The sequence below is a fragment of the Streptomyces sp. NPDC048462 genome (genome assembly GCF_043200175.1).
Lineage (GTDB): Bacteria > Actinomycetota > Actinomycetes > Streptomycetales > Streptomycetaceae > Streptomyces.
In genome coordinates this window covers 123,785-138,239 of the sequence record NZ_JBICXG010000007.1, presented here as the reverse complement: position 1 = coordinate 138,239, position 14,455 = coordinate 123,785, and the positions used below count along the sequence as shown (strand labels likewise).

General features: G+C 72.0%; 8 protein-coding genes. All 8 read right to left on the bottom strand.

Features of this window, described 5'->3' with window-relative positions:
- Window positions 1–113: 113 nt before the first annotated feature.
- Window positions 114–4,220: an Rne/Rng family ribonuclease gene (locus ACGFU6_RS14915; protein ID WP_393610972.1), complete on the bottom strand. Its 4,107-nt coding sequence runs from the start codon at window positions 4,218–4,220 to the stop codon at window positions 114–116.
- A gap of 231 nt (window positions 4,221–4,451) precedes the next feature.
- On the bottom strand, window positions 4,452–5,234 hold the full coding sequence (locus tag ACGFU6_RS14910; RefSeq protein ID WP_393610970.1) for a TIGR03936 family radical SAM-associated protein: 783 nt from the start codon (window positions 5,232–5,234) through the stop codon (window positions 4,452–4,454).
- 122 nt (window positions 5,235–5,356) lie between these two features.
- The gene (locus tag ACGFU6_RS14905; RefSeq protein WP_393610969.1) at window positions 5,357–6,547 is read right to left on the bottom strand and encodes a hypothetical protein; all 1,191 of its coding nucleotides are present in this window, start codon (window positions 6,545–6,547) and stop codon (window positions 5,357–5,359) included.
- 87 nt (window positions 6,548–6,634) lie between these two features.
- Window positions 6,635–8,560: a TIGR03960 family B12-binding radical SAM protein gene (locus ACGFU6_RS14900; RefSeq protein ID WP_393610968.1), complete on the bottom strand. Its 1,926-nt coding sequence runs from the start codon at window positions 8,558–8,560 to the stop codon at window positions 6,635–6,637.
- A gap of 50 nt (window positions 8,561–8,610) precedes the next feature.
- Window positions 8,611–10,137 carry a CHAD domain-containing protein gene (locus ACGFU6_RS14895; RefSeq protein ID WP_393610966.1) on the bottom strand — a complete coding sequence of 509 codons (1,527 nt, stop codon included), beginning with the start codon at window positions 10,135–10,137 and terminating at the stop codon, window positions 8,611–8,613.
- Between the two features lie 226 nt (window positions 10,138–10,363).
- Window positions 10,364–11,554, bottom strand: coding sequence for a rod shape-determining protein RodA (gene rodA, locus ACGFU6_RS14890; protein ID WP_393610964.1), 1,191 nt, complete (start codon window positions 11,552–11,554; stop codon window positions 10,364–10,366).
- Window positions 11,554–13,719 (bottom strand): penicillin-binding protein 2, encoded by a 2,166-nt coding sequence (gene mrdA, locus ACGFU6_RS14885; RefSeq protein WP_393610962.1) that lies wholly within the window; start codon window positions 13,717–13,719, stop codon window positions 11,554–11,556. Before mrdA ends, rodA begins: the two co-directional genes overlap by 1 nt.
- A gap of 61 nt (window positions 13,720–13,780) precedes the next feature.
- Entirely contained in the window at window positions 13,781–14,446 is a 666-nt protein-coding gene (mreD, locus tag ACGFU6_RS14880; protein ID WP_123526011.1) for a rod shape-determining protein MreD, read from the bottom strand.
- Window positions 14,447–14,455: the final 9 nt, after the last annotated feature.

Here is a 14,455-nt window from a genome sequence, read left to right as displayed (position 1 = left end):
ACTCCCGTGTCCGCGGGGAAGGATTCGGTGCGGCGGGGGCGGCAGTACGCAGCCGGGCCGGTTCCTGTGACGGAACCGGTCCGGCTGCGTACGGGCGCACGGTGCGAGGTCGCTCAGACCTCGTCCGCCGAAGCCGTGACGGAGGACGGGCTCTGCTGCTCCGCCGCCACCGTCTTCTTCGCTGCCGCCTTCTTGGCCGTCGTCTTCTTCGCGGCGGTCTTCTTGGCGGCGGTCTTCGTGGCGGTCGCCTTCTTGGTGGTGGCCGCCTTCTTGGCCGTGGCCTTCTTGGCGGTCTTACGGGCCGCCTTCTTGGCCGGTGCGGCCTCGTCCGTACCGGCGTCGGCGTCCGCGGCGGACTCCGGCGCCTGCCGGTCCTCGGTGGAGGCGGTCACCACGACGGTCGCGGCCTCGTCCGTACCGGCCGGGGAGCCGGCGGGCGCGGTGGCCTTGCGGGTGGCGCGGCGCCGGGCACGCGGCGGTGCGGCAGGCTCCTCGGCGGGGACCTCCACGTGCGGGGCCTCGGCCACCGGGTCCTCCGCGGCGACCGGGTCGGCGTCGGAGACCGGCGCCTCTGCAGCCGGGGCGGGCTGCGCCGGAGCGGGCTCGGCCACTACCGGCTCGGCCGGAGCCGGCGAACCGGCCGGGGCGGTCGCCTTGCGGGTCGCACGACGGCGCGTGCGGCCCTGGGGCGCCTCAGCGGCGGGGGGCTCGACGGCGGTCTCGGCAACCGGCTCCACGACGGGCTCCGGCTCCACGACCGGCTCCGGCTCGGCCACCGGAGCGGGCGCGGACGCCTGCTTCGGGGCACCTGCCGGGGCGGACGCCTTACGGGTCGCCCGGCGACGGCCACGGCCGCGGCCTGCCGCGGCCTCCGCCTCGGCCGCGCTGCTGTACAGCTCCTCGTCCGGGACGAACTCCGGCTCGGGCAGCGCCAGCGGGGCGGCGACCTCGGCCGCGACCTCCGCCTCGGTCTCGACCTCGTTGTCGCTGTCGTGCTCGTGCTCGTGGCCGTGGTCCTGCTCGTGGTCCTGGCCGGAACCGCCGCGGCGCTTCTTGGACCGCTTGCCGTTGCCGCCGCCACCGCCCACCGAGGTGGGCTGCTCCATGTGCACGATCACGCCGCGCCCGTTGCAGTGGACGCAGGTCTCGGAGAAGGACTCCAGCAGACCCTGTCCGACCCGCTTGCGGGTCATCTGGACCAGGCCGAGCGAGGTGACCTCGGCGACCTGGTGCTTCGTACGGTCGCGTCCCAGGCACTCCAGGAGACGCCGCAGCACCAGGTCCCGGTTGGACTCCAGCACCATGTCGATGAAGTCGACGACGACGATGCCACCGAGGTCGCGCAGCCGCAGCTGGCGCACGATCTCCTCGGCCGCCTCCAGGTTGTTCTTGGTGACGGTCTCCTCGAGGTTGCCGCCCTGGCCGGTGAACTTGCCGGTGTTGACGTCGACGACGACCATCGCCTCGGTCTTGTCGATCACCAGCGAGCCGCCGCTCGGCAGGTAGACCTTGCGGTCCAGCGCCTTCATGAGCTGCTCGTCGATCCGGTACGTCGCGAAGATGTCGACCTCGGAGGTCCACCGCGACAGCCGGTCCGTCAGGTCGGGCGCCACGTGCGAGACATAGCCGTGGATGGTGTCCCACGCCTCGTTGCCGCTGACGATGACCTTGGAGAAGTCCTCGTTGAAGATGTCGCGGACGACCCGGACGGTCATGTCCGGCTCGCCGTAGAGCAGCGTCGGCGCGTTGGAGGCGCCGCTGCTCTTCGACTTCTTCTGGATGTCCTCCCACTGGCCCTGGAGGCGCTCGACGTCGCGGCGCAGCTCGTCCTCGCTGGCGCCCTCCGCGGCGGTGCGGACGATGACGCCCGCGTCCTCGGGGACGATCTTCTTGAGGATGGTCTTGAGCCGGGCACGCTCGGTGTCGGGCAGCTTGCGGCTGATCCCGGTCATCGAGCCCTCGGGCACGTAGACCAGGTAACGGCCGGGCAGCGAGACCTGGCTGGTCAGGCGGGCGCCCTTGTGGCCGATCGGGTCCTTCGTCACCTGGACGAGGACGGACTGGCCGGACTTGAGCGCGGTCTCGATGCGGCGCGGCCCGTGGGCCATGCCGAGCGCCTCGAAGTTGACCTCACCGGCGTACAGGACGGCGTTGCGGCCCTTGCCGATGTCGACGAACGCGGCCTCCATGGACGGCAGGACGTTCTGGACCTTGCCCAGGTAGACGTTGCCGACGTAGCTGGTGGCCTGCTCCTTGTTGACGTAGTGCTCGACGAGCACGTTGTCCTCGAGGACGCCGATCTGGGTGCGCTCGCCGTTCTGGCGGACGACCATGACACGCTCGACGGCCTCGCGGCGGGCCAGGAACTCCGCCTCGGTGATGATCGGGACCCGGCGGCGGCCCTGCTCGCGGCCCTCGCGACGGCGCTGCTTCTTGGCCTCCATACGCGTCGAGCCCTTGATGGACTGGACCTCGTCGAAGCCGGTACCGGGCTCGCGCTCGGCTTCCTTCTTACGGGGCTCACGGACCTTGACGACCGTGCGCTCCGGGTCGTCCGTGCCGTTCTCGGCGTCGGACGAGGAGTCACCGCTGCGACGGCGGCGGCGACGGCGGCGACGGCTGCTGCTCGAACCGGCGGCGCCGGAGTCGCTGTCGTCGTCGTTGTCCTCGTCGCCCTCGTCCTCGGACTCGTGGGCGCGCTCCTGCTCGTCCTCGGAGCGGTCGGAACGGTGGTCGGCGGTGTCGTCGTGGTGCTGCTGCTCCGTGCTCTCGTCCTCGGCGGACTCGCCACGGCGGCGACGGCGGCCACCACGACGGCGGCGGCGCGAGGGCCGGTCACCGTACTCGTCGGTGTCCTCGCCGTCGTGCTCGGCGTCGTTCTCGCTGTCGCCCGAGGGCTCGTGGTCCTCCGTGGCCTGCTCCTCCACCGGGGCGGCGGCAGGCGCGGGTGCGGCGGCGGGCTCGGCCTCGGCGGCCTCACCGCGACGGCGGCGACGGCGGCGCGAACCCCCCTGCGGGGCCTCGGCGGGGGCGGGCGCCTCGGCGACCGGGGTCTGCTCCTCGGCCGTCCCGATCTCGTCCTCGGGCTCCTCGTCCTGCGTACCGGTGCCTGCGGCGGCGGCTGCTGCGGCGGTCTCCGGGGTCTGGAACATCGGCTCGGAGAAGACCGGAGCCTGGAACACGGCGACCGCGGGGCGCGCCGCGCCACGGCTCCGGCGCGCGGGCTCCTCGACCTTGCCGGTGAACTCGGGGCGGCCGGCGGCCGCGGTGGCGCGGCGGCGCTGGCGGCCGCGCGGGGCGGCCTCCTCGACCTCGGCGGTCTCGGCTGCCAGCTCCTCGACGGCTGCCTCGGGCAGGCTCTCGCCGGTCTGGACCTCGTTGCGCTCTTCGGTGGCCTGCGGGGCACCCGCCGGGGCGGTGGCCTTGCGGACCGCGCGACGGCGGCCACGCGGGGCCTCGACCGGCTCGGCCTGCTCGGCGGCGGCCGGAGCGGCCTCCACCGGCTCGGCCGCGACGGGCTCGGCGGTCTCGGTGCGGGCGCCCTGCGGCGCACCGGCGGGGGCGGAGGCCCTGCGGCGGGCACGGCCGCGCGGCGCCTCGGCGGCGGGCTCGGGGCTCGCCGCGGCGGCCGGCTCCTCGACGATCTCCACGACCTCGGCGGCCTGCGGGGCACCCGCCGGGGCGGTGGCCTTGCGGGAGGCGCGGCGACGCGCACGCGGCGCCTCGACCGGCTCCTCGGCAACGGGCTCGGGGCTCGCCGCGGCGGCCGGCTCCTCGACGATCTCCACGGCCTCGGCGGCCTGCGGAGCGCCCGCCGGGGCGGTGGCCTTGCGGGCGGCGCGACGACGCGCACGCGGCGCCTCGACCGGCTCGGCCTGCTCGACCGGCTCCTCGGCGACGGGCTCGGGGGCCACGGTGGGCTCCACGACCTCGGCGGCCTGCGGGGCACCCGCCGGAGCGGTGGCCTTGCGGACCGCGCGGCGGCGGGCCCGCACGGGCGGGGCGGCCTCGGCCTCGGTGGTGTTCTCGGTGGTGGGGTCCGACTCTCCGGCGTCAACGGCCGGTATGGCCGGCGCGTCCGCCGCGCCCTGTGCGCCGCCCGAGGGCGGGCCGGCCGGGCGGGACGCCGCACGGCGCCTGCGGCGCGGCGGCAGCTTGTCCCCGGGGGTGTTGCTGTCTTCTGCGTTCCCGGTCGTGCCGGGTTCGGTGGGCTCGAGCATGCGGGCGGTTCTCCCGTCGGGCTCCCGGGCGCCGCGTCTGTTTCCGGTCCGGCACGGTCCGCTCATGTACGCGGTACCGCCGTCCGGGGCGCGGGCGCCGCACGGGGGCTGAATGTCTGGCTCGCCGGTTCCGTACACGGTGTGCGCACGGCCTGGCGAAAGTCTTATGGGTCTGCGCGCGGCCCGGACCAGGTGGCTCCCGAGTCCGAGGGCTGCGCTACAACGACCGCCTTACGCGGTTCCCGCACCTTCAGGCGCCGTCGCGGCGGCGGTCCCGGTGGCCGTGGGTAGAGCGGCCGGGGCTGCCTCGCGGTCAGGCGCGAGCGGGTCGGTCACCGTGCCGGACTCCTCGTCGAAGAGCCCCTGCGCCAGCCTGGTCACCGCTGCGGGGACCGGCGGCGCCAGGTCGGCCACAACGCGGAGACCGGACAGGACGTCGTCAGGTCGTACGGCAGGTGTCACGTGCCGAACAACCAGCCGCAGTATCGCACAGGCCTTGACCTCGGGCCTATCAGGCTGTTGGTCAAGGGCTTGCAGGTCCACCACGGCGGACCTGGCGTCGAAGGTGCGGATGCCGTTCTTCGTGCGGCGCTGGACCTCGACGGTCTCGGCCCCGTTGAAGGCGGCCACGGCCTTCTCGGCCTCCTCGACGGAGACCCCGTCCAGCCGCATCTCCCAGACGGAGGCGGTCAGCCGGTCGGCGAGACCCGAGGTGCGGGCCTCCACGGCGTCCGTGATGTCGAGCCCGTCCGGCAGCGAGTCGTTCAGCAGCTCACGCAGGACGTCGGGGTCACGCGCCTCGCTGAGGGCGATCTCCAGGAACTCGGCCTCGCTGCCCGTGCCGGTGGGAGCGGCATTGGCGTAGGACACCTTGGGGTGCGGGGTGAAGCCCGCCGAGTAGGCCATGGGCACCTCCGAGCGGCGCAGCGCCCGCTCGAAAGCACGCTGGAAGTCACGGTGACTGGTGAACCGGAGGCGGCCGCGCTTGGTGTAACGCAGACGAATGCGCTGCACTGTGGGTGCGGGCGGCGGGCCTTCGGGCTGTCGCTTGCCCAGTGGTTCTTCTCCTCGGTGCGGGGCGGACGCGGTGGCGCACCGCCCACGAAATACGGGTGGCCCGGGGTGTCCGCTCCGGCTCACCCCTGCTCTGCGGCTTTCCCGCCGTGCAGGGAGATCTCTGGTTCGGGCGCCGCGCTGGGCACAATCGTTGTACTACCCAGAGTACGCGCAACCCGCCTGTCGAGTTCCCGGGGCTCGGTCACGCGCGGCCCGCCGACCAGTGCCCGCCACGCGTCACGACGCGCCTGCCGCACGGTTTCGCGGGCGGTGCGCATCGCGTCCCGGGCCGTCCGGCCAGCTGTGACGGCCGCCCGCCGGGCCGGGGCCCACACCGCGTCGCGCACGAAATGCCCGACAGGGGTGCACACCGTGCGGTAGGCCCAGGCCACCGGCGCCCCGACCAGGTGCCGTGCCAGCCAGGCCAGCGCCCGGCCGACGGCCCGCGAGACGAATCCGGCGGCGCGCCACGCGAACCCGAACGCGGCCGCGACCTCCCGGCCCACGGGGGCGAGCACCCGCTGGTACCCCCAGACCAGCGGAGTGACGAGAAGCACCGAGACGAGCAGGCACAGACCGGCCCACAGCCCCCGGAAGCCGGCGGCGACGCCTCGCCCCAGCAGGTCGAGGAGCCAAGCGGTGCCGTGCCCCAGCGGGGTGAGCAGTTCCCGGTACGCCCACCGGGCGGGGACGACGACCAGGTAGCGGACCACCCAGGCGGCGGCCGACCCCAGCGGCACCAGCACATACCGCCACACGCCCACGACCGGCAGGACGAGCACGGCCCTGAGCAGCCATCCGATCCCGGTGAGGAGTCCGCGTCCGGCGGGTGCGAGCAGCCCCAGGTACGCCCACCGCAGCCCGTGTCCGAGCGGGGTGAGGATCTCCCGGTACATCCAGCCGGCCGGGACCGCGATCCCGTACCGCACCCCGGGCACCACGACGTACCGCCAGAGCGCGGTCCACGGCCACACGAGCACCGCCCACGCCAGCCACCGCACCCCGAGGGCCACCGGGGTCACCACCCACGTCCACAGCCATCCGGCCGGGGCGGCCACGAGGACCTGGAACAGCCAGGAAAGGCCCCGTCCCAGCGGCCTGAGCAGGGTCCGGTCGACGGCGCGGGCGCATGCGGCGAGCGCGTCCCACACCATCCGGACCGGCAGGACGAGCACGAGGACCACGATCCGCACCGGAATCCGGACGAGGGTGGTCAGACAGCCGTCGCCGCTCTCGTACCGCGCGGGGGCCTGGTGCTCTGCGTTGTCCATGCACTCCATGACGCGAAGGCCCGGTCCGGGGGTTTCCCGGGCCGGGCCTTCGTCATCGAGCTGTCACCCGGCCGGAGCCGGACGGTGTCACTTCACGACCGTCAGCGGGAGGAGCTTCTTGCCCGTCGGGCCGATCTGGATGTCGAGGTCGAGCTGCGGGCACACCCCGCAGTCGAAGCACGGCGTCCAGCGGCAGTCCTCGACCTCGGTCTCGTCGAGCGAGTCCTGCCAGTCCTCCCAGAGCCAGTCCTTGTCGAGGCCGGAGTCCAGGTGGTCCCAGGGCAGGACCTCCTCGTACGTCCGCTCCCGGGTGGTGTACCAGTCGACGTCCACGCCGAAGCCGGGCAGTGTCTTCTCGGCGCTCTTCATCCACAGGTCGTAGCTGAAGTGCTCGCGCCAGCCGTCGAAGCGGCCGCCGGCCTCGTAGACGGCGCGGATGACCGAGCCGACCCGGCGGTCGCCCCGGGAGAGCAGGCCCTCGACGATGCCGGGCTTGCCGTCGTGGTAGCGGAAGCCGATCGAGCGGCCGTACTTCTTGTCGCCGCGGATCTTGTCCCGGAGCTTGGCGAGCCGGGCGTCGGTCTCCTCCACGCCGAGCTGCGGGGCCCACTGGAACGGAGTGTGCGGCTTGGGCACGAAGCCGCCGATGGAGACGGTGCAGCGGATGTCGTTCTGCCCGGAGACCTCGCGGCCCTTGGCGATGACGTTGACCGCCATGTCACCGATCTGCAGGACGTCCTCGTCGGTCTCGGTGGGCAGCCCGCACATGAAGTACAGCTTCACCTGCCGCCAGCCGTTGCCGTACGCGGTGGAGACGGTCCTGATCAGGTCCTCCTCCGAGACCATCTTGTTGATGACCTTGCGCATGCGCTCGGAGCCGCCCTCGGGGGCGAAGGTGAGACCGGAGCGGCGGCCGTTGCGGGTCAGCTCGTTGGCCAGGTCCACGTTGAACGCGTCGACGCGGGTGGAGGGCAGCGAGAGCCCGATCTTGTCGTCCGTGTAGCGGTCGGCCAGGCCCTTGGCGATGTCACCGATCTCGGAGTGGTCGGCGGAGGAGAGCGAGAGCAGGCCGACCTCCTCGAAGCCGGTCGCCTTGAGACCCTTCTCCACCATTTCGCCGATGCCGGTGATGCTTCGCTCCCGCACGGGGCGCGTGATCATGCCGGCCTGGCAGAAACGGCAGCCGCGGGTGCAGCCTCGGAAGATCTCGACGGACATCCGCTCGTGGACGGTCTCGGCGAGCGGGACGAGGGGCTGCTTCGGGTAGGGCCACTCGTCCAGGTCCATGACGGTGTGCTTGGACACCCGCCACGGCACGCCCGACTTGTTCGGCACGACGCGGCCGATGCGGCCGTCCGGGAGGTACTCGACGTCGTAGAAGCCGGGGACGTAGACGCCGCCGGTCTTCGCGAGGCGGAAGAGCACCTCCTCGCGGCCGCCGGGGCGGCCCTCGGCCTTCCAGGCCCTGATGATCTCGGTGATCTGCAGGACGGCCTGCTCGCCGTCGCCGATGACCGCGCAGTCGATGAACTCCGCGATCGGCTCGGGGTTGAACGCGGCGTGGCCGCCGGCGAGCACGATCGGGTCGTCCAGGCCCCGGTCCTTGGCGGCCAGCGGAATGCCGGCCAGGTCCAGGGCGGTGAGCATGTTGGTGTAGCCGAGTTCGGTGGAGAAGCTCAGCCCGAAGACGTCGAAGGCCTTGACCGGGCGGTGTGCGTCCACCGTGAACTGGGGCACCTTGTGCTCGCGCATCAGCTCCTCCAGGTCAGGCCAGACGCTGTAGGTGCGCTCCGCGAGGACGCCCTGGCGCTCGTTGAGCACCTCGTAGAGGATCATGACGCCCTGGTTGGGGAGTCCCACCTCGTACGCGTCCGGGTACATGAGGGCCCAGCGGACGTCGCACTCGTCCCACGGCTTGACGGTGGAGTTGAGCTCACCGCCGACGTACTGGATGGGCTTCTGCACATGCGGGAGCAGAGCTTCGAGCTGTGGGAAGACCGAATCGACAGACATCGCGAACTTTCGAGAGCCGGCAAGGATGACCATCCAGCGTACCCCGGCGCTCAGCGTTCCGGAGCCGCCCGGCCCAGCGCCCGGGAAGCCCTGGCCCACACCCCGGGCAGCTCCTGTTCGCGTGCCGCCGCCGTGCGCTCCTCCTGGCCGTACAGCAGTCCCCAGGTGAACGACGGCTCGCCGGACAGCTGTGCCCGGACGGCAAGGGCGCGCAGGGCCTCGCGGGCCACCACGCTGTCCTGGTGGTCGCCCAGCACACCCTGTACGGCCTTCAGCCGCTTGGCGGACTTCCCGGCGGGATTCCCGAGTGCGGGACGGGCGGCCTCGGCCGCGTAGCGTGCGCGCTTCACCGCCTTGCGGGCCTGGTGCAGGGCGAGGTCGCGCTCCGGTCCCGGTGGCAGTTCCAGGGCGTGGGTGATGCGGTGCGCGAGACGCCGGTGGTCCTTGCGCAGGGCGCGCGGCAGCGCCTTTCCGGGTGGCGTCGCCGCGGCGGGCAGCAGGGGCGGGCCGGCGAGGAGGGCGTCCAGGGCGGCGAGCAGCGTCAGGTAGCGGCTGCCGTCGAGTACGGCGACGGCGCGGTGGCGGGAGCTGGTGCTGCGGACCACCGACCAGGTGCGCAGCCGGCCGCGGACCGGGCCGAGGACCAGGGTGCGGGGCAGTCCGTCGAGCCGGGTGCGCAGCCGTTCGCCGAGGACCTCCTGGTCGCGGTCGACGCCGAGCTCCGCGGCGAGCCACTTCAGCTCCTCGGTCACCGGTCCGGTGACGGTCCGGTCGAGGATCTTGCGGTAGGTCCGCAACGCGCTGCGCAGTCTGCGGGTGGCGACCCGCATCCGGTGCACGGAGTCGGGCAGGCCGCGGCGCACGGCCGGGTCGAGGTCGACGATCGCGGTGATCTGGAGGCGCACGTAGGCCAGGACGTGGTCGCCGGCGGTGCGCGGCACGGGGCTCCCGGCCGGCCCTTTGTGCTTCTTCCCGCCGGTTCTGGTCTCGGCCAGGGCCCGGGAGAGTTTGGACGGCGATGCGGAGGGCCGTACCCCGGCCTCGCGTAGCCGCCGTTCGACGGCGTCGAGGAAGGCCGGGTCGCCGCCGTCGGCGAGTTCGGCCTCGATCTCGGTCCAGGAGGCGGTGCCGCTGCCCCCGTGCAGCCGCTCGGCCCGGACCCGGTCCACGCTGACCTCGGCGAGCAGCCCGCCGTCGGGGCCGGTCAGGTGGTGGACGTCGCGCGCGGAGCGCAAGCGGACCACGGGGACGATCTCGGCGTCCCGGACCCGGGAGCGGATCAGCGCGGCCAGTTCGGGCGGCAGGGTGTCGGAGAGCGGGGCCCTGATCTCGTCGCGGATGCCGGTGGCGACCGGGAATTTGAGGTGCCAGCCGGCGTCGTCCCCGCCGGTGCGGCGGCGCAGGGTGAGGGAGCCGGCCGCGAGCCGCAGGTCCTCGGTGTCGTAGTAGACGGCGTCGAGTTCGCTGACGCCCGGGTGGTCGACGGCCGAGACGCCGGCCACCCGGCTCAGGTCGGGCAGCCGGGTGACGTCGGTGGCTTCGTACTTCCGCTCGATCTCGCGCTTCGAGTCCGCCATACGTCGAATCTAAGGGCTGTCCCGTAATCCCTGGTGGATCAGCGCGCGGCGTCAGATGCGGTGCATCGCAAGGCGGAGGAGCGTCCGCATACTGGATGTATTCGGGCGTTTCGACAACGCAGCGAGGTGCCGTAGCTGTCGTCGTGCGCCCGCCAGGGATTACGGGACAGCCCTTAGACGTGATGTGCACGCCTGGGCAGGGTGCTCGCCGGACAGGACCTGGGGCTCAGGCCGTTATCGGCCGTTGCACCCTGATCGACTGGAGCAGTCCGATGGCCACCCAGATGGCGAACATCGAGGACCCTCCGTAGGAGACGAAGGGCAGTGGCAGTCCGGCGACCGGCATGATGCCGAGCGTCATGCCGATGTTCTCGAAGGCCTGGAAGGCGAACCAGGCGATGATTCCGGCGGCGACGATCGTGCCGTACAGCTCGGTGGTCTCGCGGGCGATGCGGCAGGCGCGCCACAGGATGATGCCGAGCAGGACGAGGATCAGTCCGGCGCCGAGGAAGCCGAGTTCCTCGCCCGCGACGGTGAAGACGAAGTCGGTCTGCTGCTCGGGGACGAACTGGCCGGTGGTCTGGGTGCCCTGGAAGAGGCCGGTGCCGGAGAGGCCGCCGGAGCCGATCGCGATACGGGCCTGGTTGGTGTTGTAGCCCACGCCCGCCGGGTCGAGCGCCGGGTTGGCGAAGGCCGCGAACCGGGCGATCTGGTAGTCGTCGAGGAGCCCGAGCTGCCAGATGGCGACGGCGCCCGCGGTGCCCGCGCCGATGAGTCCGAAGATCCAGCGGTTCGACGCCCCGGAGGCCAGCAGTACGCCGAGCACGATGACGGCCATGACCATCACCGAGCCGAGGTCCGGCATGCCCATGACGACCGCCATCGGGATCGCCGCCAGGCCGAGGGCCTTGGCGACGGTCCGGTGGTCGGGGTGCGCCTGGTCGCCCGCGTCGACGCGGGCGGCGAGCAGCATCGCCATACCGAGAATGATCGTGATCTTGGTGAACTCGGAGGGCTGGAGGGAGAAGCCGCCGCCGATGATGATCCAGGCGTGGGCGCCGTTGACGGTGGCGCCGAGCGGGGTGAGGACGGCCAGGACCAGGAGCACGGACAGGCCGTACAGGATCGGCACCGCGCCGCGCAGGGTGCGGTGGCCGAGCCAGATCGTGCCGACCATCAGGGCGAAGCCGATGCCGGTGTTGAGGGCGTGCCGGAAGAGGAAGTAGTACGGGTCGCCGTGGGTGAGCGAGTCCCGTCCCCGGGTGGCCGAGTAGACCAGCATCGAGCCGATGAGGGAGAGCGCGATCGCGGACCCGAGCAGCGGCCAGTCGAGCCGGCGGACCACGGAGTCCCGGGCGGTGAACCGGCCCCAGGCCGAGCGCTCGGGGGCGTACCGCTGGACGGAGAAACCGGCCATCAGTCGCGCCTCCCCAGGACCGCGGCGAGCGTCTGCTCGGCCGGCGGCTTCTGCGAGTTCGGGTCGTACGGCTTGATCTTCGGGGTGTCGATGGTGCCGTCCTGCTGGATCTTCGGCAGGGACTTCTGCGGCTGCGGCAACAGCGCCTTCTTGAGGTCCTGCTTGCCCGAGGCGTCGAGACCGTAGATCGCGTTGTAGATGTTGCGCACGGCGGGCCCGGAGGCGCCGGAGCCCGTACCGCCCTGGGAGATCGTCATGACGACCGTGTAGTCCTTGGTGTAAGTGGCGAACCAGGAGGTCGTCTGCTTGCCGTAGACCTCGGCCGTACCCGTCTTGGCGTGCATCGGGATCTTGTCCTGCGGCCAGCCGCCGAACCGCCAGGCGGCGGAGCCCCGGGTCGCGACGCCCGCGAGGGCCCCGTCGATCTCGTTGCGGGTCTTCTGGGTGAAGGGCAGCTTGCCGTGCGACTTGGGCTCGATCTCTTGGACGCTCTTGCCGTCGCCGCTGACGATCGCCTTGCCGACGGTGGGGTTGTAGAGGGTGCCGCCGTTGGAGATGGCCGAGTAGATGGTCGCCATCTGGATCGGGGTGACGAGGGTGTCGCCCTGGCCGATCGAGTAGTTGACGGAGTCACCGGCACGCATCTTGTCGCCTTCGAGGCAGTTCTCGTAGGCGATCTTCTCGACGTACGTGCCGTCCTTCTTGCCCTGCTTGCACCACGAGTCGTGGTTGGCCTTGGCGAAGTTCTGCTTCCACTGGCGGTCGGGGACCCGGCCGCTGACCTCGTTGGGGAGGTCGATGCCGGTCTCCTTGCCGAGGCCGAACTGGTGGGCGGTCTTGTAGAACCAGTCGTTGGGCTTCTTCTTGGGGTTATTGCCGCCGTCCTTCTGCCACTCCTTGTGCGCGATGCCGTAGTACACGGTGTCGCAGGAGACTTCGAGGGCGCGGCCGATGGTGATGTCGCCGTAGCCCTGGGACTCGAAGTTCTTGAAGGTCTGGCCGCCGATGGAGTACGAGCTGGGGCAGGGGTAGTTGCCGTTGAAGGGGTATCCGGCGTTGACCGCGGCGGTCGAGGAGATGACCTTGAAGATGGAGCCGGGGGCCGCCTGGCCCTGGATGGCCCGGTTCAGCAGCGGGAAGTTCGAGTTCTTGCCGGTGAGCTTGGCGTAGTCCTTGCCGGAGATGCCGCCGACCCAGGCGTTGGGGTCGTAGTTGGGCAGCGAGGCCATCGAGACGACGCGGCCGGTCTTGGCCTCCATCACGACGACGGCGCCGGAGTCGGCCTTGTAGTTCTCGCCGGTGTTGGTGTCGAACTCGGTGCGGGCCGTCTTCATGGCCTGGTTGAGCTCGTACTCGGCGACGGCCTGGACCCGGGCGTCGATCGAGGTGACGACGCTGGAGCCGGGCTCCGCCTCGTCGTTCTTCGCCTGGCCGATGACCCGGCCGAGGTTGTCGACCTCGTAGCGGGTGACGCCCGCCTTGCCGCGCAGCTCCTTGTCGTAGGTGCGCTCCAGGCCGGAGCGGCCGACCTGGTCGGAGCGCAGGTACGGCGAGTCACTGTCCTGGGCCTTGGTGATCTCCCCGTCGGTGACGGGCGAGAGGTAGCCGAGGACCTGGGCGGTGTTGGCCTTGCCGGGTGCGGCGTAGCGGCGTACGGCGGTGGGTTCGGCCGTGATGCCGGGGAAGTCCTCGGTGCGTTCGCGGATCTGGAGGGCCTGCTGGGTGGTGGCCTCGTCGGTGACCGGGATCGGCTGGTAGGGCGATCCGTTCCAGCAGGGCTGGGGGGTCTTCGCGTCGCAGAGCCGGACCTTGTCGATGACGTCCTTGGGCTTCATGCCGAGCACGTCGGCGAGCCGGGTCAGCACGCCCTTGCCGTCGTCGTCCATCTTCAGCAGCTCGGTGCGGCTGGCGGAGACGACGAGGCGGGTCTCGTTGTCGGCCAGCGGCACGCCGCGGGCGTCGAGGATGGAGCCCCGGGCGGCGGGCTGGACGACCTGCTGGACGTGGTTGTTCTTCGCCTCGTCGGAGTACTCCTGGCCGTTGCGGATCTGGAGGTACCAGAGGCGGCCGCCGAGGGTGAGCAGCAGGGAGAAGACGAGGACCTGGATGACGACGAGTCGGATCTGGACCCGCTGGGTCCGGCCCGTCTCGGGAATGTTGGTCACGGGGCGCCCCCGGTGGTGGTCGGACGGGGGGCGCGGTGGGCGGTCCCCGGGAATTGCGGGCTCACAGTCGCTTGACTCCCTTGATCCGTCCGGCGCGCGCTGCCCGGTTCCGGGCGGCCTTGACGCGCAGTCCGCCGCGCTGGCTGCCGATCCGCAGTCCGGTGCCGGCCGCGAGCCAGCCGGCCGTGGCGTCCTTGCCGCCGGAGGAGGACTCGGTGAGCGGGTCGTTCACGGTGCGTCTGGCCATCGCCATGATCAGGGGCACGGTGAACGGCGCGAGCAGCAGGTCGTAGACGGCCGCGGTGAACAGCAGGCTGCCGAGACCCACATGGCGGGCGGCCGTGTCCCCGACGAGCGCGCCGACCCCCGCGTACAGCAGGGTCGATCCGATCGCCGCCGCGACGACCACGGCCATCGGCATCAGGGCCGACTTGAGCTGGCCGTTCTCCGGCTTGGCCAGTCCGGCGAGGTAGCCGATGACGCAGAGGACCAGGGCGTACCGGCCGGCCGCGTGGTCGGCCGGCGGCGCCAGGTCCGCGAGCAGTCCCGCGCCGAAGCCGATGAGGGCGCCGCTGACGTGGCCATAGACGAAGGCCAGTCCGAGAACGACCATGAGGAGCAGATCGGGCACCGCGCCGGGCAGCTGGAGCCGGGCGAGTACGGAGACCTGGACGACGAGGGCGAGCACGACCAGGGCGATGGAGAGCAGAGTCCGGTTGACGTGCATGGGGATCAG